Below are 21091 nucleotides of genomic sequence, written 5' to 3' on the forward strand. Positions count from 1 at the left end.
CGCGCGACGTTTCCCCGCAGCGAGTGCTACTGATAGGTGACGACCGCGATCATCGGCGCGTTCGCGTTGCCCGGACGGTCAGGTAAAACGATTGCGCGCGAGGCCTGCGTAAAGGCCGTGGTCTTGATCGTGCGCAGGCTGGCCGCGTCGACGAACGCGACTTGTCCGCTCGCCGGGCGCGGGCAGTCGGGCCGCACGTGCGCATGCGCGGCGTCGGCCGTGTCGAGCGCGAACGAGCACGGCGGCTCGACGATCATGCCGGTGAAGTGGATGATGCCGGACGCGCCGGCGGCAAAGGACGAGGACGAGGCCAGAAGCGAGGCAGCCAGCGCGAGCGAGGCGGCAAACGAACGATGCTTCATGACAGGCTCCAGAGAGGAAGCGCGTCGCAGCGAGGCCGCTCGAATGGCAGTCCGTCAACGCTGCGGTGCTGTATGCGTAAACGGCAAGTTCATCGAACCTCTTGAGGGAGAAACCCGGAAATCACGACGCCGAGCAAATGACGCCGCGTTCCTTCAATCAATTTATCTCAAATTTGTGCGGCCGCAAGTCAGGGTATTGCCGATAACGTACGCTCGGCTGACGCGCGTCAATGGATGCAGCGTTTGCGGGTAAATCGTTGAGGACTCAACGAATCGACAATCCTGAGGATGACGATTCGCCAAAAGAAAACGGCCGCTCGTGCGGGACGAGCGGCCGTTTGCGTCGGAGCGCGGTATGCGGTGTTCAGCCCGCGCGCTTGCGGATCGCACCCACGACGACGAGCAGCACGATCGCGCCGATGATCGACGCGATCCAGCCGGCGCCCTGGCCCGGTGCATACCAGCCGGCGGCGCGGCCGACGTAGCCGGCGACCAGCGAACCGACGACGCCGAGCACGACGGTCATCACGATGCCCATCTTGTCGTCGCCGGGCTTCAGTGCGCGGGCGAGGAGGCCGACGATGAGCCCGACCACCAGGGTTTCGATGAATTGCAGCATGGATGCCTCCCGGTTGCTGTTGAGTGGTTGACGAAACGTCATGGACCCGCGCGGCGCACCAGGGTTCCCGGTAGCGGCGAACCCGCGCGCGGCGTGCCGAGTATCGCACGCCACGGTGTCGCACGGATGTCGGCGCTGCCGCGCACACATATCGTTCATTGGTAGTCGAGCAGCACCTGCGCCGCGGCATGCACGGAACCGCCACCGATCTTCCCGCCTGTTTGCAGATAGGACGCCCTGAGTGGAATCGACGGCGATCCGCCGGTGGCCGCGTTGTAGCCGGTCACCGTGTGCGATTTTCGCAGCGTCAGCGGTTGACCGGTCGTCGCATCGGCGATATGGATGCCGATGCCGGCCGCAGTCGCATCCGGACGCAGCTGCATGCCACCCGGTATCCCGGCGACGACGTCGTCGAGCGGCGCCAGTTGGTATCCGATCCGGTTGTAGCCGGCCGGGCAGTTGTTCAACCGCACCTGGAACTCGGTCGCGCCGGCGGTGGAGCCCACGCCGTTGAAGTCGCGGCGCTGCACGGGCGGCAGCGTGACGGTCTGGTCGGGAACCGAGCAGGTTCCGTTGATGAAGCTGACCTTCGCCGCGAGGAAGACGGGAGTCGATCCGCCCAGGAGACCGGATTTGTAATAGATCGTGTAATAGGCGCTGATCATGCCTGAATTGAGCGAGCCGTCCTGAGGCTGGCGGCTGTCGCGAAACAGCATGACTTCGAGCGTGTTACGCAGCGTCGTCTTCGTCGACGACACAGCCACGTTGCCGTCGACGAGCATGCGCGTGGACAGGCCGGACACGTTGGTTTCCAGGTCGGGGCCGTCGGACGTCATCACGCCGCCTTTCGGATACATCCTGATGCTCGTGATCTGGCAAGTGCTCGCGCCGCATACGTCCTGCGGCGTGAAGTAATGACGCGCGACGACGACCCCGGGCGCCGCGTTGGCCGGGCTCGAAACCGTGGCCTGCCCGAACGCATAGAGGCCGGCTGCGGCCGCGTCGGTCGCGAACGCCGCGCATGCGAGCAGCAACGTCGATGCAATCGCGGCGACGCGCGACGCGCGTCGGGCAACGCCGCCCCGAACTTCACTCGAGTGCGCCATGCGTGGGCGGCGCGCTGCGCGGATCGATGTGGACGATGAAGAGAAGTGGGTCATCTGGGTTCCTTATTGTGCGGCGGTCGTCGAATCGGCGCGGCAGACGCTCTTGACGGTCTGTATGCCCGACGCGTGCCCGCGACGGTCGACGACGGGGAGCGCGTATGCGATCCGGCAGAACGAGCGGCGGTCGGCGCCCCATCGAACGGTGAGCGCGCCGCTGTCGCCGAGCCCGCGCGCGAAGATCTTGCTGGCCTGGGCGACGACGCCGATTTCCTTGCCGGTTTCGTCCTGCACGGCGGCGCCGAACGGCAACGGCGTGCCGTCGGCCTGCGGCGCCTGAATGAGCGCCGCGCGGCCAGTGTCGGTCGCGAACCGGATCAGCGGCACCGCGCCGGCGCGCGGCGCGATCTGTCGGCTGGTTTCCTTCAGCTCGACGTCCATCGAGATTCCCTTCGGATCGAGCGCGACCGTGTTGAGGCTGTAGGGCGTCAGGTACGGGACGACCGCGAAGCCGTTGCCGTCGACTTTGACGCCTGCCGCGTTCGTGATGCGCGCGCCGGCCGCGCCGGGCGCCTCGACGATCGCGAACGTCTCGGACACCGGCTGCGAGAACGTGATGCCGCCGCGGTGCGCGACGAGCGCGCCGCGCACGCCGAGCGAACCCTGCTGGAAGTCGGTGCTCGCGCCCGCGCTCGCATTGATTTCGGCCATGCGCGCGCGGTACGTGACGTTTGCGCTGCCGTCCGTGGCCGAGCCCGACCCGGACGCGTGGTTCGCGCTGACGCTGTACGACAGCGCGTGATCGTCGCCGAGCGAGCCGGACAGCGTCGACTGCAGCCGGGTGCGGCCGAGCGTGTCGCGCGACACGTTGCCCGAGACGGTCGTCGGGCTCGCGTGGCCGAGCGGGATCGTGACGCTCGCGTAATAGAGCGTGCCCATGTCGCCGCCTGCATTGCGCTGCCGTGTGGCCGTCAGGCTATACGACACGTTGCGGAACTGGTTCGTGTAGCCGATCGAATAGTTCACGTCCGAGCCGGAGCGGTTCCAGTAGTTGACGGTCGAAGCCGTGGCGTTGATGCGTCCGCCGGTCGCGCCGAGGCGCTGCGTGAGCGCAAGCGATGCGCGATGGCGCTGACGCCAGACCGAACTGGCCGGGCGTCCGTCCCGGACGGCATCGCGCGCCTGCATCGCGTCGTTGAGGCCGAAATAGCCGTCGGTCGAGTAACGATAGGCGGCCAGCGCGATGTCGGTGCCGGTCGTATCGATGGACTTCGCATAGCTGACGCGCACACTCGAACCGCTGTAGCGCTTCGCGCCGGGAATCGAGGTCATCGCATGCGTCACGTCCGCGCCGAATGCGCCGAACGACGTATTGAGGGCGCTGCCCAGCATCGCGGACGCATAACCGCCGGCGAGCGTGACGCCGCCATAGGCCGTCAGCAGGTTCGTCAGGCCGCGCTGGTACGTGGCCTGCGTGAACAGCGGCTGGCTCGATCCGTACGGACTGCGCAGCGTGCCCGCGACGAAGCTGTAGCGGCCGATGCCCGGCCGCAGCGACATCGGCACGGCGGCGTAAGGCACGGAGAACGAGTGCACGGAGCCGTCGGCCTCGGCGACCGACACCTGCAGGTCGCCGCCATACCCGGTCGGGTACAGGTCGTCGATCTCGAAATTGCCGGGCGCGACCGTCGTCTCGTAGATCGTCACGTCGTTCTGGCGGATCGTGACCTTGGCATTGCTGTTCGCGATGCCGCGCACCACGGGCGCGTAGCCGCGCAGCGAATCGGGCAGCATCCGGTCGTCCGTCGACAGGCGCACGCCGCGGAACTGCGTCGAATCGAACAGTTCGCCCGACGTGTAGCTTTCGCCGACGACGAGTTGCGACGACAGCGACGGCAGGTCGCGCTGCAGATAGGTCGCGATGCCCTGGTAACGGCTCTGCCCGCGCGACGACCACGAATACGAACCTTCGTGCCGAAAGCGCCAGGCGCCGAGATTCACGCCGCCGTTCAGGCCGAGGTAGCCCTGCGTCTGCGCGGTATGGCCGCTGGCCTTCGACGTGTAGAGATTGAAGTTGTAGCCGAGCAGGCCGACGGTTTCGCCGGCGGTCCATTGATCGGGGTTCACGTAGCCGCGCGCCTTGCGCGCGAGCGACGCCTGCGGAATCGAGAGCCGCAGCGTTTGCCGCGCGAAGTCGAACGTCGCGCTGGCTTCCGGCACCGCTTGCTCGACGCGCAGGCAGGCGTTGCGGCTCGCGAGCTGCGCGATGACCTCCGGCGCGAGCTTGGTGAAATCGATACCGACGCGCTCGAACAGCGTGCGGTCGAAGCATGGCCGCGCGTCGCCCGACTCGGGCGCGGCCGCGAAGCGCACGTCGTAGCGGCCGATCCAGTCGGGGCCGACATGGAGATCCACGGTATACGTGCCGGGCGCCGTCACGTTGCGCTGCGCGAAGCGCGACACGTCGAAATGCTTGCCCAGGCGGTTCTGCAGGAAGGCGCCGTCGAACTCGACTTGCGCGAGCGTGCTTGCGGCGGCGGCTTGCGTCGTCGCACGGCCGTCGCTCGACCACGCGCCGACGCAGGCCATCACCAGCAGATGGATCGGCTTGACGCGTGGCAGGTCGGCCGCCCGATGGCATGGCAGTCGAGTCGAGGTCATGAGCAGTACTCCAGATGGTTTCGGATCGAACGGATGCGTTTCGCCGGCGCAGTCGCGTGGGCGTGCGCGTTGCTGCGTGACGAATGTCGAGTCAGGGGATTCCGGGTCCGGGCCGTCCGGTCGAGACGGCGGAAAGGGCGGCGGACGAAAGGAAGGGAAGCGGGCGGCCGCACCCGCGGTGCGCGCGGCCGGCTTCTGCCGCGTTACGGAGCGATGCCGACCGGACGCCTGATGTCGGTCGACCGGCCCCAGTCGTCGATGCTGCCGAACTCGACCGTTGCACCCGCGGCGGGCGCGTCGGCGAGATGCTTGATCGGGAATCGTTGCGTGCTTCGGGGCAGCACATAGCCCATGCCGGCGTCATGCTTGCGGCCCGCGGCATTCAGCAGCACGTTGCCGAAATTGACGACGAACGGCGTCGGGTTGCGGGCCTCGAGCGCGTAGCCGCCATCGGCGCGCACCACGCGCCAGTCGAGCTGGCTGGGCGCATCGTCGGCGCTGCCGGCCAGCCCGGCGGGGCGATACATGATCTTGATGCGGGAGCGGAACGCAAGCTGGATGCGGTTCCGGTTTTCTTCCGCCGACGCTTTCGGCGGCACTTCGAGCACGTTCAGCCAGAACAGCGATTCCCGGTCGGCTGGCAGCGGTTCGCCGGTGTGCACGAGACGCAGCGTCTGGCCATTGCCGGCTTCCATCCGGAAGATCGACGGCGTCAACGTGAACGGCACGTCGATGTGCTCGGGCAACGCGCTGCTGTCGCCGTCGTCGAGCCACGCCTGCACCAACGCCGGACGCTTGCTGTCGTTCGTGAGCTGGATCGTGACCTCGCGCTCGCTGGACGGGAAGATCACGCGCGTGCCGGCGATCACGACGCTTGCGTCGGCTTGCGACGCGAATGCGGTGACGGCCAGGGTCAGCGTACGGAGGAGCTTCAACAGTTTCATGGGCGTGGAGAGTCGGATCGTTGGACGGAAGCGGACGGAAACGGCAGTTCCGTGCCGCGCGGCGTGACGGGGTGGAGATCGCCGGGGCGGCGACCTCCACGCGTGCGTTCTTACTGATAGATCAGCGAGTACTCGACGCGCGAGTTGACGTCGCCGGCCTTCACGGCGCCGGACGCGTAGTACTCGGCGAAGTAGTTCAGCTTCGCGTTGCCTTCGGCGTCGATATCGGCGATTTGAGTGCTCGCAGAGGTTTGAGCGCCGATGGGGATCAGCTTCTGTTGATCGTCCAGCACGTTGATCTGGACGCCTGTCGCGGCCTTGGCGCCCGTGTCGATCGTCAGGCGACCGCTCGACTGATCGACGTTCGCGCCGTTTTCGAAGATCACGCCGACCTTCACCGGATTTTCGCCGCCGACCGTGCAGCCCTTGAGCGCCAGCGAGAATGCGCTGCGACCGGCGACGGAGCCGACGTCGGTGAGCGCGGTGGTGCTGACCGGCGGCAGCGGGACGGTGAGATCCGATCCGCCATCGACGCTGCAGGTCGATGCGATGACCTTGCCGACGAAGCTGACCGTGCCGTCCGCCGCGTGGGCCGTGGACGAAAAGGCTGCGCCGGCTGCGACGAGGAGAAGCGGGATGGCGCTGTGCTTGATGTTTTTCATGGTTGAAGTCCCAAATAAAGTTCGACGTTCGAAAGCGCGAATTGAATTTAAATTTCAGAATGGCGCGTTTCGGGTCAAATTATGCGGGCTTCGTAATGATTTTGTAATGCGACTCGTACGAATCGATAATCCATTTATCTAGTACGCGTACGAAGTTTTTGGTTGATTGCCGCAGGGGCAGTCAGAGGGAAGGGAGGGGGCAGGCAGGGCGGCGCGTGTGTGCCCCGTTATCGAAATCGGTCGGGGTACCGATTTCGTGGGTCGCGCCGCCCGATATTCGCGCTATCCGCCATTCGTAGGCGGTCATGCGTTATTCGAAGCGGATTGAAGCGGGAACGGCCGGCCGGCGGAGGGGCGTGGCGGCCGACATGCCGCGTTGCGGACGCGGCATGTCATGCAACGGTCGCGGGATCGGGGCGGCGCGTGTCAGGCCGTGGGCGCGTCGATTGCCGGGTCGAGCCGGCGATACCCTTCGGTCGCGTTCAGCAGCGTGCGCGTGTAGTCGCGTGCGACCTGCCCGGCCCGTACGTCCTCGATCCGCAGTTGCTCGACGATCTCGCCGTGCTGCATTACCGCGACGCGCTGGCACAGGAAGCCGATCACCGCGAGGTTGTGGCTGACGAGGATCATCGTCAGGTTGCGTTCGCGATGCAGGCGGCGCAGCAGGTTCAGGATCTCGGCCTGCACCGACACGTCTAGCGCGGACGTCGGCTCGTCGAGCAGCAGCACGCGCGGCTCGACGATCAGCGCCCGCGCGATCGCCACGCGCTGCCGCTGGCCGCCCGACAACTGGTGCGGATAGCGGAAGCGAAACGCGGGCCCCAGCCCGACTTCGGCGAGCGCGCGGGCGATCCGCGCGTCGGCGTCGCCGATCGCATGGATCGACAGCGGCTCGCGCAGCGTCTGGTCGACCGTGAAGCGCGGATGCAGCGATGCGTACGGATCCTGGAACACCATCTGCACGTGCCGGCGGAACGCGCGTTCGGGCGTGCCGCCCACCGGGCGGCCGTCGATCGACAGACTGCCGCCCGCGAGCGGCACGAGGCCCGTCAGCGCACGCAGCAGCGTCGATTTGCCGGAGCCCGATTCGCCGACGAGCCCGAACACTTCGCCGTCGCGCACCGCGAAGCTCGCGTCTCGCACGGCGTCGACGTGACCCGTGCGGGTCGGGAAACGAATCGAGACGCGATCGACGTCGATCATCGCGAGGCCTCCTGTCGATCGGCGCGCGCGGCGGCCGGCGGCGCCGCGTCGAGCCACGCCGGATCGCGCCTTAGCACCGGCAGTTCGTCGGGCGGATTCGCGAGCGGCGGATTCGCCGCCAGCAGCCCGCGCGTATAGGGATGCGTCGCGTCGCGCAGGTCGCGCGCGGCGCAGGTTTCGACCACGCGGCCGGCATACATCACCGCGACGCGGTCGCAGAACGACATCACGAGCGGCAGGTCGTGGCTGATGAACATCAGGCCCGTGTCGTGCCGCGCGATCATCGCGTCGAGCACCGCGAGCACCTGCATCGATACCGCGACGTCGAGCGCGGACGTCGGCTCGTCGGCGATCAGGAGGCGCGGGCCGGTCGACACCATCATCGCGATCATCACGCGCTGGCCCATGCCGCCCGACAGCTCGTGCGGATACGCGTCGGCGACGCGCGCCGGATCGCGGATCTGCACGGCCGCGAGTGCCTCGACGATCCGCTCGCGCAGCGCGCGGCCGCGCAAGCCCGGCTCGTGCCGCCGGAACGCTTCGCCCATCTGCTTCGCGACCGTCATCACCGGGTTCAGCGAATATTTCGGGTCCTGCAGGATCATTCCCATCTGGCTGCCGCACAGGCGCCGGCGCTCGCGCGGCGACATCGCGAGCAGGTCGTGGCCCGCGAAGCGCATCGTGCGGGCCGACCAGCGCGCGGCGTCGGGCAGCAGGCCGAGCAGCGCGCGGCCCGTCAGCGACTTGCCGGAGCCCGACTCGCCGACGATGCCGAGTCGTTCGCCCGGCGCGAGCGTCAGCGACAGGTCGCGCACCGCGTCGGTGACGACGCCGTCGTGCCCGCGAAAGCCGATCTTCAGGCCGTCGATCTCGCAGAGCGGTGCGGCGGCGTGGGCGGAATTCAATGACATGTCACGCTCCATGACGCGGATCGAAGACGTCGCGCAGCCCGTCGCCGAGCAGGTTGAACGCGAGGCTGACGAGCAGGATCGCGATGCCGGGCAGCGTCGCGACCCACCATGCGTCGAGCAGCACGTTGCGGCCCGACGCAACCATGAAGCCCCATTCCGGGCTCGGCGGCTGCGCGCCGAGGCCGAGAAAGCCGAGGCCCGCGACGGTCAGGATGATGCCGGCCATGTCGAGCGTCGCGCGCACGATCACCGACGACATGCACAGCGGCATGATGTAGCGCAGCAGGATGCGCGGGCCCGACGCGCCCTGCAGCCGCGCCGCATGGATGTAGTCGGCCTGCGCGATGCGGATCGTCTCCGCGCGGGCGAGCCGCGCATACGCCGGCCACGCGGTGATCGAGATCGCGACGACCGCGTTGATCACGCCGGGCCCGAGCGCGGCCGCGAACGCGAGCGCGAGCACGATCTTCGGGAACGCGAGCGCGATGTCGGTGATGCGCATCAGCACGCTGTCGACGAAGCCGCCGCAATAGCCGGCCGTCGTGCCGATCAGCAGGCCGATCGGCACGACGATCACGACGACGAGCAGCGCGATGCCGAGCGTCAGGCGCGACCCCGCGATCAGCCGCGAAAGGATGTCGCGGCCGAGCTGGTCGGTGCCGAGCCAGTGCGACGGCGAGCCGGGCGGCAGCAGCCGGTCGGGCAGCACCTGGCGCAGCGGATCGTGCGGCATGATCAGCGGGCCGACGATCGCGACGACGATCAGCGCGACCAGGATCGCGAGCCCGAACAGGTTGAGCGGATTCGTGGCGAACCGGCGCCAGCGGCGGTACGCGAGGCCGAACGCGGCCTGCGAGCGCGACGCGGGCGCATCGGAAAGCAGCCACGCGCGCAGGGTGAGACGCTCGGCGTTCATGGTCGGGTGGCCTTCGACATGGGTGGAACAGGACGCAGGATGGAAGCGGTCATATCGAACCGGCCCTCAGCGCGCACGCGGATCGAACACGCGGTACAGCGCGTCGGTCAGCAGGTTGACGGTGATGAACATCGCGCCGATCACGAGCGTCGCGCCGAGCACCGCGTTCATGTCGGCGTTCAGCAGCGCGCCGGTCAGGTACGAGCCGAGCCCTGGCCACGCGAACACGATCTCGGTCAGCACCGAGCCTTCGAGCAGGTTGCTGTACGTGAGCGCGATCACGGTGAGCAACGGCACCGCGATGTTGCCGAACGCATGCCGCCAGATCACGCGGCGCTCGGACAAGCCCTTCGCGCGCGCGGTGACGATGTATTCCTGGCTCAACTGGTCGAGCATGAACGAGCGCGTCATCCGGCTCAGGTAGGCGACCGAGTAGTAGCCGAGGATCGCGGCCGGCAGCGCGATGTGCGACACCGCGTTGCGGAACACGTCCCACTCGCCGGCGAGCGCCGCGTCGATCAGCAGGCTGCCCGTGCGCGGGTCGACCATCCCGTCGTACACGGGATCGAGCCGGCCCGGTCCGCCGACCCAGTGCAGCCGCGCATAGAACAGCAGCAGCCCCATCAGCCCGAGCCAGAACACCGGCACCGAATTGCCGATCAGCCCGACGAAGCGTGCGATGTGATCGATCGGCCGGTTGTGCTTCACGGCGGCCGCGACGCCGAGCGGCACGCCGATCGCGATGCCGATCAACGTCGCGATCGTCGCGAGTTCGAGCGTGGCCGGAAACACGCGCTTGATGTCGTCGAGCACCGGGTTCGCGGTCAGCAGCGACATGCCGAGATTGCCGTGCAGCACGTCGCGCGCGTAGATCAGGAACTGCGTGACGAGCGGCTTGTCGAGGCCGAGCGCGATGCGCTCGGCCGCGTAGGCTTCGGCGGACGCGCGATCGCCGAGGATCGCGAGCACGGGATCGATCGGCACCTTGCGGCCGATCACGAACGTCAGCGCGAGCAGCCCCGCGAACGTGACGGCGAGCGTGAGCGCCCAGCGCAGCACGCGCAGCGCCCAGCGGACGGCCGGACGCCGCGCGGGCAGCGTGCGCAGCGCTTCGAGGGAGGAGGCGGGGGTCGACATGCGGCGAATCTTATTGTTTCTTCAGGTTACGGTACGACACGAGATCGTTGATCGGCCCGACTTCGAGCCCGCTCACGCCGGGCCGCGTCGCGACCTGCGCGACTTTCTCGAACATGATCACGAACGGCGAGCGCGCGAGCATCTCCTTCTGCATCGCCTGGTACCGCTGCGCGCGTTGCGCGGCGGTCGGCTCCGCGAGCGCGGCGTCGGTTTCCTTCGTCAGTTGCGGAATGTCCCAGCTGTTGCGCCAGGCCAGCATTTTATAGCTCGACTTGTCGGTGTTGTCCGGATTCCATGCGAAACCTTGCGCGTTGCTGTGCGGGTCGACGTAGTCGGCCGACCATTCGCCGATGTAGATGTCGTGCTGGCGTGCGCGGTATTTCGCGAGCGTCTGCTTGTTGTCGCCGGGGATCAACTGCACCTTGACGCCCGCCTGCGCGAAATTCGCCTGCACCGCCTGCGCGATCTCCGTGTACGGATAGTCGTTGCGCACGTCCATCGTCACCGAGAAGCCGTTCGGCACGCCGGCCTTCGCGAGCAGCGCCTTCGCCTTCGCGACGTCGAGCTTGTACGGGTTCGCATTCAGCGTGCCGAGGAAACCTTCGGGCAGGAAAGTCTGGTGCACCTTGTAGGTCGTCTTCACGACGTTGGACTGGATGCCCGAATAGTCGACCAGCCACTTCAGCGCTTCCTGCACGTCGGGCTTCGCGAGCGTCGGGTTCTTCGTGTTCAGGCCGAGATACAGCAGCGTCGCCTGCGGCGAGGCCGACACCTTCGCCTTGCCGGATTTCACGACCGCCGCGAGATCGTCGGGGCTCAGGTCGCGCGCCGCGTCGACGTCGCCGTTTTCCAGCAGCAGGCGCTGGCTCGCGGCTTCGGGCACGTGGCGCAGCACGATGCGCTTCATCGCGAGCGGCAGCCGGTAGCCGTCGAAGCGCTGCAGCACGAGGCTGTCGCTGGGCGACCACTTGACGAGCTTGTAGCCGCCGGAACCGGCCTCGTTGGTCTTCAGCCACGCGTTGCCGAAGTCGTTGCCCTGCTGGTGCGACAGCAGCAGCTTCTTGTCGAGCACCGACGCGGGCCACGAGCCGAGCACGTTCAGCACGAAGGTCGGCGCGTATTTGTGGTCGGTCGTGATCGAGACAGTCTGGTCGTCGAGCTTCTTCACGTTCGCCGCGACGTTGGCTTTCGTGAGCCCGATGCCGGTCAGCACCGCAGCCGGGCCCTTGTCGAGCAGCACCGTGCGCTGGATCGACCATGCGACGTCGTCGGCCGTCAGCGGGTTGCCCGAGTGGAACTTGAGGCCCGGGCGCAGCTTGAACGTATAGGTCAGCCCGTCGGGGCTCACGGTCCACGATTGCGCGACGTCGCCGTTGAATTTCGACGGATCGCGCAGGTCGACGCGCACGAGCCGGTCGTACGTGTTCGCGACGTATTCCTCCGGCACCAGTTCGTAGACCTCGCCCGGATCGAGCGTCGTGAATTCGTCGAGCAGCGTGGCCATCACGAACATGTCCTTCGGCGTTTCCGCACGGGCGGCGGACAGCGGAACGGCGGTGAGCAGGGATGCGGCGGCCAGCGCCGCGACGAGCCGGGAGGTCGGGAAATTCATGGGCGCTTCTCCATCTGTCGTTTGAGTCGTTGAACGTGTGACTGCATGAAAAAGGGGGCGTGCCGCGTCGTCACATCAACCGCCACGGGCCGCTCGCGGCATTGTCGATCTGCGGCAGCGCGTGCGAGCCGGGCAGTTCGTAGTGCCACCACTCGCTGTCGATGTGCGCGAAGCCGGCCGCGTGCATCACGCCGAGCAGCAGCAGCCGGTTGCGTTGCACGGGCTCGGGCAACCCCGCGTGAAAGTGGCCCGACGCGGCCACCATCTCGTCGAAGCCGGTGCCCATGTCGAGCGGCTCGCCGTTCGCGCCGACGAGCGTCAGGTCCAGCGCGGTGCCGCGGCTATGGTTCGATCCACGGCCGAGATCGGCGACGAAGTTCGGATCCGGCAGGAAGTCCCACAGCACCTGCTGCGCCTGAGGCGGGCGGTACGCGTCGTAGATGCGCAGCGTGAAGCCGGCCTGCGCGGCCACGTCGACCGCGCGGCGCAGCGCGGCTTCGGCCGGCTCGAGCAGCAGGCAGTGCGCGTGGCGGTAGATCGGCTTGCCGGTCAGGTTGCGTTCGGTCGCGTAGACGAGATCGATCTGGACGCGATGCGTGGCGGGCGTGATTTCGACGAGGCGGTGACGGTTCATCGGCGGTGCGGTTCGCTCAGGATTCGAATTGGTCGAACGTGCGCTGCAGTTCGCGGTTGCGCGCGACGCGCCGGTCGATCGCGGGACCGAGGCGGTCGACCACGGCGGTGATCAGCAGGTTGAACAGGCAGGTGAGCGGCGCGAGCGAATCCCAGAACTGGCCGACGTCGGTCTTCACCTGGAGCAGATCGGCCGGCCACTCGCGCGCCCACGGGCAATACAGATCGGTGACGAGCGCGAACGGCTGGCCGCGTTCGGCGGCGGCCTGGCAATAGCGGCGCGCGCTGCGCGAATAGGCGCGCGTGTCGGTGACGATGCAGTACGGCCGTTCGAACTCGGAATTCAGTGAATCGACGTACGAGCCCGATTGGCCGTCGGAATAGAACACGCGCGGGCGCAGGTATTCGAGGTAGCTGCTGAACGCGTTGCTGATGCCGCGGGTCGACTGGATGCCGAGGATGAATACGGCATCGGCATGCGCGATCCGGTCGGCGACCTGCGCGAACACCGGTTCTTCGGCGAGCCGGTACACGTGGCGGATCGCGTCGAGTTCGCGCTCGAGCGACGACGCCAGCGTGCCGTCGCCGCGATGGCCGTCGCGCTCGCCGACGGTCGTTGGCGTGGCGGTGGCGCGGCGGTACTCGTCGAGGCGGTCGGTGATCATCCACGGGCGGTCGCCGCCGCCGCGCAGTTCGCGTTTCAGGTCGTCGAGATTCCGGTAACCGATGCTGCGCAGGAAACGCCCGACCGAAATGCCGCTGGTGCCGGTCTGCTGCGCGATCTGGTCGGCGGTTTCGAGCCCGAGCCGATCGAGGTTCGCGAGCATGTAGCTCGCGATGCGCTTTGCGGTCGGCGTCAACTCGGCAAAGCGGGATTCGACGGTGTGGGCGAAGGCGCAGGTCATCGAGATGTTAGATCGTTGTCATTTGATGATTCGATGTCATCTATCTGACAAAGCCAAAATCATTCGCGCCAGCGGATAAAAACTATGGGGCGGCAGTGGACGATAGGGGGGCGTGCGTGCAATGACGGGGGAGCAACGCACCGGCGTGTAAAATATTTCTGACAGGAATATTTTCCGTTTATCTCTGTCAGAGATAATTTGTGCTTATGCCTGTCAGAGATATACTGCATGAATCGCATACAGGACCTCCGCCGTGAATCTCATCGTCAATACCCCTGCTCAACTGGGCGAAATCCTGTCGTCCGCGCGTCAGGCCAAGGGGCTGACTCAAGCCGAGGCGGCGGCACGCATCGGCGTCGGCCAATCGCGCCTGTCGTCGCTGGAAACGATCCGCACCGAAAGCCTGTCGCTCAAGCAGTTGCTCGAATTGACCGCGCTATACGGTCTCGAGCTCAGCATCCGCACGAAGGACGGGCGCGACGCTGCCAACGTCGAGTGGTAATCGATGGGGCGCAAATCGCACAGCCGCGCGCTATCGATCTGGGCCAATGGCGTGCGGGTCGGAATCTGGCGGATTCCCGCGCGCGGCGACATGGAACTGCTGTACGACGCCGGCTGGAAACAGTCGGATGCCGGCCGCCCGCTGTCGCTGTCGCTGCCGTTCGGCATCGGCCCTGCGCCGTTGCGCGGCGAGCGCGTCAATCACTACTTCGACAATCTGCTGCCCGACAGCGACGCGATTCGGCGCCGGCTTGCGTCCCGGTTCGGCACGGCGACGACCGAGCCGTTCGATCTGCTCGCGGCGCTCGGCCGGGACTGCATCGGCGCGGTGCAGTTGCTCGGCGAGGATGAAACCCCGGCCGGCCATGACCGGATCGACGGTACGCCGTTGTCCGACGACGACGTGGCACGCGTACTCGATCAGGCGAGCGGGGCGGCGGGCGGCGCGCAGGACGATGACGACTTCCGCCTGTCGCTGGCCGGCGCGCAGGAAAAGACCGCGCTGCTGTTTCACGACGGGCGGTGGATGCGTCCGCATGGCGCGACGCCGACCACGCATATCCTCAAGTTGCCGCTCGGGCTGGTCGGCAACAAGCGTGCGGATCTGACGACATCCGTCGAAAACGAGTGGCTGTGCCTCGCGATACTGCGCGCGTTCGGCTTGCCGACGGCGCAGGCCGACATCCTGCATTTCGGCGAACACAAGGTGTTGTCGGTCGCGCGCTTCGATCGCGCGCTGCATCGTGACGGCGGATGGCTGTTGCGCTTGCCGCAAGAGGATTTCTGCCAGGCGCTCGGCGTGCCGCCGCATCTGAAATACGAAGCGCAGGGCGGCCCCGGCGTGCCCGATCTAGCCGGCATCCTCCGCCGGTCGGAAACGGCGCAGGCCGACCTCGACACGCTGTTCACCGCGTTGGTGGTGTTCTGGATGCTCGCCGCACCGGACGGGCATGCGAAGAACTTCAGCCTGCGCCTGCTGCCGGGTGGCCGCTTCCGTCTGACGCCGCTCTACGACGTGATGTCGATCTGGCCGGTCGAGGGGGATGGCGCGAACCAGTGGTCGTGGCACAAGGCGAAGCTCGCGATGGCCGTGCACGGCAAGCGCAAGCACTATGCGATGCGCGACATTACGCGCCGCCACTTCACTGCGATGGCGGAGTATTGCCTGCTTGGCGACATCGCTACGCCGATCGTCGAACGACTCATGGCGTCGACGCCGCACGTGATCGAATCGGTCGGCGCGGCGCTGCCGGCCGGCTTTCCGGCGAGGATCGCCGAACGCATTCTCGGCGGATTGCGCTTCGCCGCGCAACGACTTGCCGACATGCCGCGGGCGTGACCCGGTCCCGGCCCGGCCGGTCCGGGCACGTGAAAGCCGGCGCATCCGCATTTTCCCGTTCCGGTCGATGGCATGGGGCCGCCATCGACCGGCGCGCATATCGATCCCTTCTTCCCGACATTCATCCTCTGCTGCATCGCAACAATTACAAAATTAAAGCCGATCACATTCAGTCATTAATTCAGGTTAATAATTCATTTAATTTTTAGATGAATATGGATTTAACTTGCGTCACGGGATGTTCGATTTTCGATCATTCGAAAACGGCAGGTATTCCGTAATGGGAATTCTCTCGATGACAGAAATGAAGAGGAAATCATGACGAATCTTTCTCGACGCAGGATGTTGACGAATACGGCCGGCGCCATTGCGGCCGCGGGCATTGCGGTAACGGCGAAGGCCGCTTCGTTCGGTAACCCGGACAGCCCGCCGGAAGGCGCGGTGAATGCCCGCAACCGGCAGAGCCTGACCGACCCGGGGCCTAAAAATCCGGCCATCGCCAATCAATTCCCGTCTTTTCAGGATCCGCCGGCTACCGATATCAACGGGATGCCGTTATTCTGGGCGTCTTTCAATAATGCCCATAAACGCATTCAGAATGGCGGATGGGCACGCGAAGTGACGCAGGACGATTTCGCGATTTCCGAAACCATTTCCGGCGTCAACATGCGGCTGACGCGCGGCGGCATTCGCGAGATGCACTGGCACCAGCAGGCCGAGTGGGCCATCATGCTCGACGGCCGCTGCCGGATCACTGTGCTCGACGAACTCGGGCGGCCGTCGGTGCAGGACGTCAAGACCGGCGATCTCTGGTATTTCCCGCCCGGCCTGCCGCATTCGCTGCAGGGCCTCGGCAGCGACGGCGCCGAATTCCTGCTCGCCTTCGATAACGGTCGCGCGTCCGAATTCAACACGCTGCTGTTGACCGACTGGATCGCGCATACACCGCCCGACGTGCTCGCGCTGAACTTCGGCGTGCCGGCCGACGCGTTCAGGAACGTGCCGCTCGACAATCTTTGGATCTTCCAGGGCGACGAACCGGGCCCGCTGGCGGACGCGCAGCGCGCGTCGGCCGCGTCGGCCGGTGCGCCGCCGCATCCGTTCGTCTTTTCGCTCGGCGACATGAAGCCGGTCAGGAAGACGCGCGGCGGCGAGGTGCGGATCGCGGACAGCACCAACTTCAACGTGTCGACGACCGTCGCGGCGGCGCTCGTCACCGTGCATCCGGGCGGCATGCGCGAGCTGCACTGGCACCCGAACGCGGACGAATGGCAGTACTACCTGCAAGGCGAGGCGCGGATGACCGTGTTCGACACGGGGCCGAAGGCGCAGACGGCCGACTTCCGCGCGGGCGACGTCGGCTATGTGAAGAAGAGCCTCGGTCACTACGTGCAGAACACCGGCCAGACCGACCTCGTGTTCCTCGAGATCTTCAAGACCGACCGTTATGCGGAGGTGTCGTTGTCCGACTGGCTCGCGCACACGCCGCCGAAGCTCGTCGAAGCGCACCTGAACGTCGCGCCGGACGTGATCGCGCAATTTCCGCGCAATCGTCCCGACGTCGTGCCGCTGTAACGCCGCCGGCGTCCTGCCGTGGCCGGCACGCGGCTTGCTGGCCGTGGCGGGGTGAACCTCGAATCGGTCCTCCTCATTCGAACGGAATACTGACCATGATTCCCGTCCCGAGCAAACCTGCCGGCGGCTTCGCGCTGCCGGGCCGGTCCATCGAGCATACCGACGGCGCGGCGCGCGCCGCGCTGGAAGGGCGCCGCACCGGCGTCGCCGCGCTGCTGCCGTTCGTCGGCCCGGCCGTGATCGCGTCGATCGGCTACATGGACCCCGGCAACTTCGCGACCAACATCCAGGCCGGCGCCGCGTACGGCTACCGGCTGCTGTGGGTCGTGCTGGCCGCGAACGCGATCGCGATGCTGTTCCAGGCGATGTCGGCGAAGCTCGGCATCGTGACCGGCCGCAATCTCGCCGAGCTGTGCCGCGACCGCTTTCCCGCGCCGGTCGTGTGGGGCATGTGGATCGCGTCGGAGATCGCCGCGATGGCGACCGATCTCGCCGAATTCCTCGGCGGCGCGCTCGCGTTCGGGTTGTTGTGCCACCTGTCGCTGTTCGCGGGGATGATCGCGACCGCGTTCGCGACCTGCGCGATCCTCGCGCTCGAAAAACGCGGCTTCCGGCCGCTGGAAGCGGCGATCGCGGCGCTGGTCGGCGTGATCGGCGCGTGCTATCTCGGCGAACTGCTGATCGCGCCGCAGGACTGGCATGCCGCCGCGTTCCATCTGGTGGTCCCGCAGATTCCGGATCATGCGGCGCTGACGATCGCAGTGGGGATCATCGGCGCGACGATCATGCCGCACACGCTGTATCTGCATTCGGGCCTCACGCAGGATCGCACCGCGCCGCGCGACGACGGAGAGCGGCGCCGGCTCGTGCGGTTCTCCAACCGCGAAGTCGTGATCGCGCTGGGGCTCGCCGGCTTCGTGAATCTCGCGATGGTGATGATGGCGTCGTCGGCGTTTCACGCGGCCGCGCCCGGCATGACCGACATCGGCGACGCCTATCACACGCTGATTCCCGTGCTCGGGCCGGCGGCCGGCGCGCTGTTTCTCGTCGCGCTGCTGACCTCCGGCGTGTCGAGCTCGGTGGTCGGCACGATGGCGGGGCAGGTCGTGATGCAGGGCTTCATCCGCCGCCGCATGTCGATCTGGGTGCGGCGCGCGGTGACGATCGCGCCCGCGTTCGTGGTGGTCGCGCTCGGCTGCGACGTCACGCGCGCGATGGTGGTCAGCCAGGTCGTGCTGAGCTTCGTGCTGCCGATGCCGATGATCGCGCTGCTGATGCTGTCGGCACGCACGGACGTGATGGGCGCTTACGCGATGCGGATGCCGCTGCGGATCGTCGCCGGCGCGGCGACGGTCGTGATCGTCGGGCTGAACGCGTACCTGGTATGGGCGGCATTCAATTGAACGGGGACCGGCCGGCAGCTTGCTGCCGCGTGTCCGGCGCTTCGCGCCGCCGCCGGATCGCGTTGCACTGCGGCCGCCGAGGCTCGTCGCGCGCAGCGTGACGACAAACGTGCAGAACAGCGGGTCGGCGCACACGTGGAGCCGGTCGTCGCCGATCCGCGAGAACAGGTCGAACAGCGGCGCGCAGAACCGGATGCCCGCGTCGGACAGCACGCGCTTGCGGATCTGCGGATGGCGCGCGCAATACGCGGCGGCCTCGATGAAGCGGCCGATGGCAGCGCATAGGCGCCCGGCGCCGGCACGGCGGCTCGCGGCGGATTGCCCGCGCGGCGGCGTGGCCACGCGCGCGGGCGGCCGCGATTATTTCGCGAGCGTGCGGTATGACACGAGGTCGTTGATCGGCCCGATTTCCGGCCCGGTCACGCCGGGGCGCGTGGCGACCTGCACGACCTTCTCGAACATGATGATGAACGGCGAGTTCGCGAGCACGGCCTTCTGCAGCGCTTCGTAACGCTGCGCGCGCTTCGCGGGCGACGGCTCGACGAGCGCGGCCTCGGTGTCCTTCGTCAGTTGCGGAATGTCCCAGCTGTTGCGCCACGCGAGCATCTTGGTCGGCGACTGGTCCGAGTTGTCCGGATTCCACGCGAAACCGCGCGCATTGCTGTTCGGGTCCATGTAGTCGGGCGACCATTCGCCGACGAAGATGTCGTGCTGGCGCGCGCGGTACTTGCCGATCGCCTGCTTCGCGTCGCCCGGGATCAGCTTCACGCGGATGCCGCCCTGCGCGAAATTCGCCTGCAGCGCCTGCGCGATCTCGAGGTACGGATAGTCGTTCGGCATGTCCATCGTCACGTCGAAACCGTTCGGCAAGCCGGCCTTCGCGAGCAGCGCCTTCGCCTTCGCGACGTCCTGCTTGTACGGCCGCGCGTTCGACGCGCCGAGGAAGCCTTCGGGCAGGAAGGTCTGATGCACCTTGTAGGTCGTGCTGACGATGTTGCGCTGAATGCCGTCGTAATCGACGAGCCACTTCATCGCCTGCTGCACCTCGGGCTTCGCGAGGTTCGGGTTCTTCGTGTTCAGGCTCAGGTACAGCAGCGCCGACACCGGCCACAACGCGATCTTGATCTTGCCGGCCTTCGACAGCGCGGCGAGGCTGTCGGGGCTCAGGTTGCGCGCGGCATCGGCATCGCCGTTCTCCAGCAGCAGCCGTTGTGCGGACGCTTCGGGCACGTGGCGCAGCACCACGCGCTTCATCGGGTACGGCGTGCGGTATTTGTCGAAGCGCTGCAGCACGATGCTCTCGTTGGGCGTCCACTTGACGAGCTGGTACGGGCCCGAGCCCGCGTCGTTGGTGCGCAGCCAGCCGCTGCCGAAATCGTTGCCTTGCTGGTGCGACAGCAGCAGCTTCTTGTCGAAGACCGACGCCGGGCACGCGCTCAGCACGTTGAGCACGAAGCTCGGCGCGTACTTGCGGTCGGTTTCGAGCACGACCGTTTGCGGATCGACCACGCGCACCTTCTGCGCCACGTTCGCCTTCGTGAGGCCGAGATCGGCGAGCACGCCGGCCGGCCCCTTGTCGAGCAGGATGGTGCGCTGCAGCGACCATGCGACGTCGTCGGCGGTGACCGGGTTGCCGGAATGGAACGTCAGGCCCGGGCGCAGCTTGAACGTGTAGGTCACGCCGTCGGCGCCGACCGTCCACGATTGCGCGATCTGTCCGTCGAAGCGCGTCGGGTCCTTCAGGTCGACGCGCACCAGCCGTTCGTAGGTGTTCGCGACGTATTCGGACGGCACCAGCTCGTAGATCCCGCTCGGGTCGAGGGTCGTGAATTCGCCGAGTTGCGTGGCGACGACGAAGATGCCGGGCGGCGTGGCAGCCTGCGCCGGCAGCGCCGGAACAAGCGCGACGAGCGCGGCGCTGACGAACAGCCGGGACAGCAGGTGCTTCATGCGGGCTCCGTTGAAAGGGAATCGTGGAGCGATTCTCTCATCGACGGCCGTTCGGATGAAAATATTCGGCAGGCGCGCCGCGTGGCGCGCAGCGGCAGGCAGGTGGGCCGGGCAGGCGCCCGGCGCCGAAGGATGTCAGATCGCGCAGCGCGCGACCGCGAAGCGCATCGCTTCCTCGGCCGGTTCGTTGCCCGAGCCGCGCACGACCTTGATCACCGAGCCGTTGCCCGACGGCGTCAGCGTGACGAAGTACGAATTCGAGCCGACGGCGATGTCGGTCACGCCGTTGTGCTGCGATTGCTCCGTGCCCGACAGGCGGCTGTCGAGGCAGTTCGCGACCGCGTAGGCCGGACGTTGCGACGACACGTAGATCATCGGCGCGGCGCCCGAGGCGGCCGACTCGGACGAGGGCGCGGACCCGCAGGCGGCGAGCAGGGCGGCGGGAAGGAGCAGCAGGAATCGTTTCATGGTCGGTCGTCGGGTGTCTCGTATCGAGGCTGGGGCGCGGGGGAGCGAAACGCGAAGCTTCGCGACGAAACCGCCCGGAATCGGGCCGTTTTTGACGGACGACGACACGGCAGGCGGCTGACGACGGAGTATACCCGCAGCATTCGACGCCGTCGGCGCGTTGAAACGATTCGATACAACCGGCGCC

19 protein-coding genes are annotated in these 21091 nt (G+C 67.1%); 4 read left to right on the plus strand and 15 right to left on the minus strand.

Going from position 1 to position 21091, the window contains the following annotated elements; all coding sequences use genetic code 11:
• Window positions 1-26: 26 nt before the first annotated feature.
• From AC3IFE_RS06800 to sapR, 13 genes are all read right to left on the minus strand, one after another.
• Window positions 27-362: a type 1 fimbrial protein gene (locus AC3IFE_RS06800; RefSeq protein WP_489189984.1), complete on the minus strand. Its 336-nt coding sequence runs from the start codon at window positions 360-362 to the stop codon at window positions 27-29.
• 364 nt (window positions 363-726) lie between these two features.
• Window positions 727-981 (minus strand): GlsB/YeaQ/YmgE family stress response membrane protein, encoded by a 255-nt coding sequence (locus AC3IFE_RS06805; RefSeq protein ID WP_089470006.1) that lies wholly within the window; start codon window positions 979-981, stop codon window positions 727-729.
• Between the two features lie 155 nt (window positions 982-1136).
• A complete protein-coding gene (locus AC3IFE_RS06810) occupies window positions 1137-1838 on the minus strand; it encodes a fimbrial protein (RefSeq protein WP_489189985.1) in 702 nt (233 codons plus the stop codon).
• 312 nt (window positions 1839-2150) lie between these two features.
• Window positions 2151-4745: a fimbria/pilus outer membrane usher protein gene (locus AC3IFE_RS06815; protein WP_489189986.1), complete on the minus strand. Its 2595-nt coding sequence runs from the start codon at window positions 4743-4745 to the stop codon at window positions 2151-2153.
• A gap of 203 nt (window positions 4746-4948) precedes the next feature.
• Complete coding sequence (locus AC3IFE_RS06820; RefSeq protein WP_089470003.1) at window positions 4949-5689, minus strand: fimbrial biogenesis chaperone; 741 nt, start codon at window positions 5687-5689, stop codon at window positions 4949-4951.
• Between the two features lie 110 nt (window positions 5690-5799).
• Window positions 5800-6351 carry a fimbrial protein gene (locus AC3IFE_RS06825; protein WP_089470002.1) on the minus strand — a complete coding sequence of 184 codons (552 nt, stop codon included), beginning with the start codon at window positions 6349-6351 and terminating at the stop codon, window positions 5800-5802.
• Between the two features lie 426 nt (window positions 6352-6777).
• Entirely contained in the window at window positions 6778-7554 is a 777-nt protein-coding gene (locus AC3IFE_RS06830) for an ABC transporter ATP-binding protein (RefSeq protein WP_089470001.1), read from the minus strand.
• Window positions 7551-8465, minus strand: a complete 915-nt coding sequence (locus tag AC3IFE_RS06835) for an ABC transporter ATP-binding protein (protein WP_489189987.1) — start codon at window positions 8463-8465, stop codon at window positions 7551-7553. Before AC3IFE_RS06835 ends, AC3IFE_RS06830 begins: the two co-directional genes overlap by 4 nt.
• 1 nt (window position 8466) lies before the next feature.
• Window positions 8467-9381 (minus strand): nickel transporter permease, encoded by a 915-nt coding sequence (nikC, locus tag AC3IFE_RS06840; protein WP_489189988.1) that lies wholly within the window; start codon window positions 9379-9381, stop codon window positions 8467-8469.
• A gap of 66 nt (window positions 9382-9447) precedes the next feature.
• Window positions 9448-10518: an ABC transporter permease gene (locus AC3IFE_RS06845; RefSeq protein ID WP_065501758.1), complete on the minus strand. Its 1071-nt coding sequence runs from the start codon at window positions 10516-10518 to the stop codon at window positions 9448-9450.
• Between the two features lie 10 nt (window positions 10519-10528).
• Window positions 10529-12130, minus strand: coding sequence for an ABC transporter substrate-binding protein (locus AC3IFE_RS06850; RefSeq protein ID WP_489189990.1), 1602 nt, complete (start codon window positions 12128-12130; stop codon window positions 10529-10531).
• A gap of 70 nt (window positions 12131-12200) precedes the next feature.
• Complete coding sequence (ddpX, locus tag AC3IFE_RS06855) at window positions 12201-12764, minus strand: D-alanyl-D-alanine dipeptidase (RefSeq protein ID WP_489189991.1); 564 nt, start codon at window positions 12762-12764, stop codon at window positions 12201-12203.
• 16 nt (window positions 12765-12780) lie between these two features.
• A complete protein-coding gene (gene sapR / locus AC3IFE_RS06860; RefSeq protein ID WP_489189992.1) occupies window positions 12781-13668 on the minus strand; it encodes a sap1 transcriptional regulator SapR in 888 nt (295 codons plus the stop codon).
• A 253-nt stretch (window positions 13669-13921) separates the two neighbouring features.
• Here sapR and AC3IFE_RS06865 point away from each other — a divergent pair, with 253 nt between their 5' ends.
• The 4 genes from AC3IFE_RS06865 (at window position 13922) to AC3IFE_RS06880 (ending at window position 18486) form a co-directional block, all read left to right on the plus strand.
• Complete coding sequence (locus AC3IFE_RS06865) at window positions 13922-14170, plus strand: helix-turn-helix domain-containing protein (protein WP_050012821.1); 249 nt, start codon at window positions 13922-13924, stop codon at window positions 14168-14170.
• A gap of 3 nt (window positions 14171-14173) precedes the next feature.
• Window positions 14174-15508, plus strand: coding sequence for a type II toxin-antitoxin system HipA family toxin (locus AC3IFE_RS06870; protein WP_489189993.1), 1335 nt, complete (start codon window positions 14174-14176; stop codon window positions 15506-15508).
• Between the two features lie 318 nt (window positions 15509-15826).
• A complete protein-coding gene (locus AC3IFE_RS06875; RefSeq protein WP_089469993.1) occupies window positions 15827-17083 on the plus strand; it encodes an oxalate decarboxylase family bicupin in 1257 nt (418 codons plus the stop codon).
• Between the two features lie 95 nt (window positions 17084-17178).
• The gene (locus tag AC3IFE_RS06880) at window positions 17179-18486 is read left to right on the plus strand and encodes an Nramp family divalent metal transporter (RefSeq protein ID WP_089469992.1); all 1308 of its coding nucleotides are present in this window, start codon (window positions 17179-17181) and stop codon (window positions 18484-18486) included.
• Between the two features lie 360 nt (window positions 18487-18846).
• Here AC3IFE_RS06880 and AC3IFE_RS06885 read toward each other — a convergent pair whose 3' ends face one another.
• Both AC3IFE_RS06885 and AC3IFE_RS06890 read right to left on the minus strand, forming a co-directional pair.
• Complete coding sequence (locus AC3IFE_RS06885) at window positions 18847-20436, minus strand: ABC transporter substrate-binding protein (protein ID WP_489189994.1); 1590 nt, start codon at window positions 20434-20436, stop codon at window positions 18847-18849.
• Window positions 20437-20571: 135 nt separating this feature from the next.
• A complete protein-coding gene (locus AC3IFE_RS06890) occupies window positions 20572-20904 on the minus strand; it encodes a sugar ABC transporter ATPase (protein ID WP_089470589.1) in 333 nt (110 codons plus the stop codon).
• Window positions 20905-21091 lie beyond the last annotated feature (187 nt).

Source organism: Burkholderia sp. APQ4-4ca (assembly GCF_057837105.1).

Excerpts from the sequence above, each read along its gene's own strand:
- AC3IFE_RS06800 (WP_489189984.1), bottom strand. The coding sequence starts at position 362 with ATGAAGCATCGTTCGTTTGCCGCCTCGCTCGCGCTGGCTGCCTCGCTT.
- AC3IFE_RS06805 (WP_089470006.1), bottom strand. The coding sequence starts at position 981 with ATGCTGCAATTCATCGAAACCCTGGTGGTCGGGCTCATCGTCGGCCTC.
- AC3IFE_RS06810 (WP_489189985.1), bottom strand. The coding sequence starts at position 1,838 with ATGTATCCGAAAGGCGGCGTGATGACGTCCGACGGCCCCGACCTGGAA.
- AC3IFE_RS06815 (WP_489189986.1), bottom strand. The coding sequence starts at position 4,745 with ATGACCTCGACTCGACTGCCATGCCATCGGGCGGCCGACCTGCCACGC.
- AC3IFE_RS06820 (WP_089470003.1), bottom strand. The coding sequence starts at position 5,689 with ATGAAACTGTTGAAGCTCCTCCGTACGCTGACCCTGGCCGTCACCGCA.
- AC3IFE_RS06825 (WP_089470002.1), bottom strand. The coding sequence starts at position 6,351 with ATGAAAAACATCAAGCACAGCGCCATCCCGCTTCTCCTCGTCGCAGCC.
- AC3IFE_RS06830 (WP_089470001.1), bottom strand. The coding sequence starts at position 7,554 with ATGATCGACGTCGATCGCGTCTCGATTCGTTTCCCGACCCGCACGGGT.
- AC3IFE_RS06835 (WP_489189987.1), bottom strand. The coding sequence starts at position 8,465 with ATGTCATTGAATTCCGCCCACGCCGCCGCACCGCTCTGCGAGATCGAC.
- nikC (WP_489189988.1), bottom strand. The coding sequence starts at position 9,381 with ATGAACGCCGAGCGTCTCACCCTGCGCGCGTGGCTGCTTTCCGATGCG.
- AC3IFE_RS06845 (WP_065501758.1), bottom strand. The coding sequence starts at position 10,518 with ATGTCGACCCCCGCCTCCTCCCTCGAAGCGCTGCGCACGCTGCCCGCG.
- AC3IFE_RS06850 (WP_489189990.1), bottom strand. The coding sequence starts at position 12,130 with ATGAATTTCCCGACCTCCCGGCTCGTCGCGGCGCTGGCCGCCGCATCC.
- ddpX (WP_489189991.1), bottom strand. The coding sequence starts at position 12,764 with ATGAACCGTCACCGCCTCGTCGAAATCACGCCCGCCACGCATCGCGTC.
- sapR (WP_489189992.1), bottom strand. The coding sequence starts at position 13,668 with ATGACCTGCGCCTTCGCCCACACCGTCGAATCCCGCTTTGCCGAGTTG.
- AC3IFE_RS06870 (WP_489189993.1), top strand. The coding sequence starts at position 14,174 with ATGGGGCGCAAATCGCACAGCCGCGCGCTATCGATCTGGGCCAATGGC.
- AC3IFE_RS06875 (WP_089469993.1), top strand. The coding sequence starts at position 15,827 with ATGACGAATCTTTCTCGACGCAGGATGTTGACGAATACGGCCGGCGCC.
- AC3IFE_RS06880 (WP_089469992.1), top strand. The coding sequence starts at position 17,179 with ATGATTCCCGTCCCGAGCAAACCTGCCGGCGGCTTCGCGCTGCCGGGC.
- AC3IFE_RS06885 (WP_489189994.1), bottom strand. The coding sequence starts at position 20,436 with ATGAAGCACCTGCTGTCCCGGCTGTTCGTCAGCGCCGCGCTCGTCGCG.
- AC3IFE_RS06890 (WP_089470589.1), bottom strand. The coding sequence starts at position 20,904 with ATGAAACGATTCCTGCTGCTCCTTCCCGCCGCCCTGCTCGCCGCCTGC.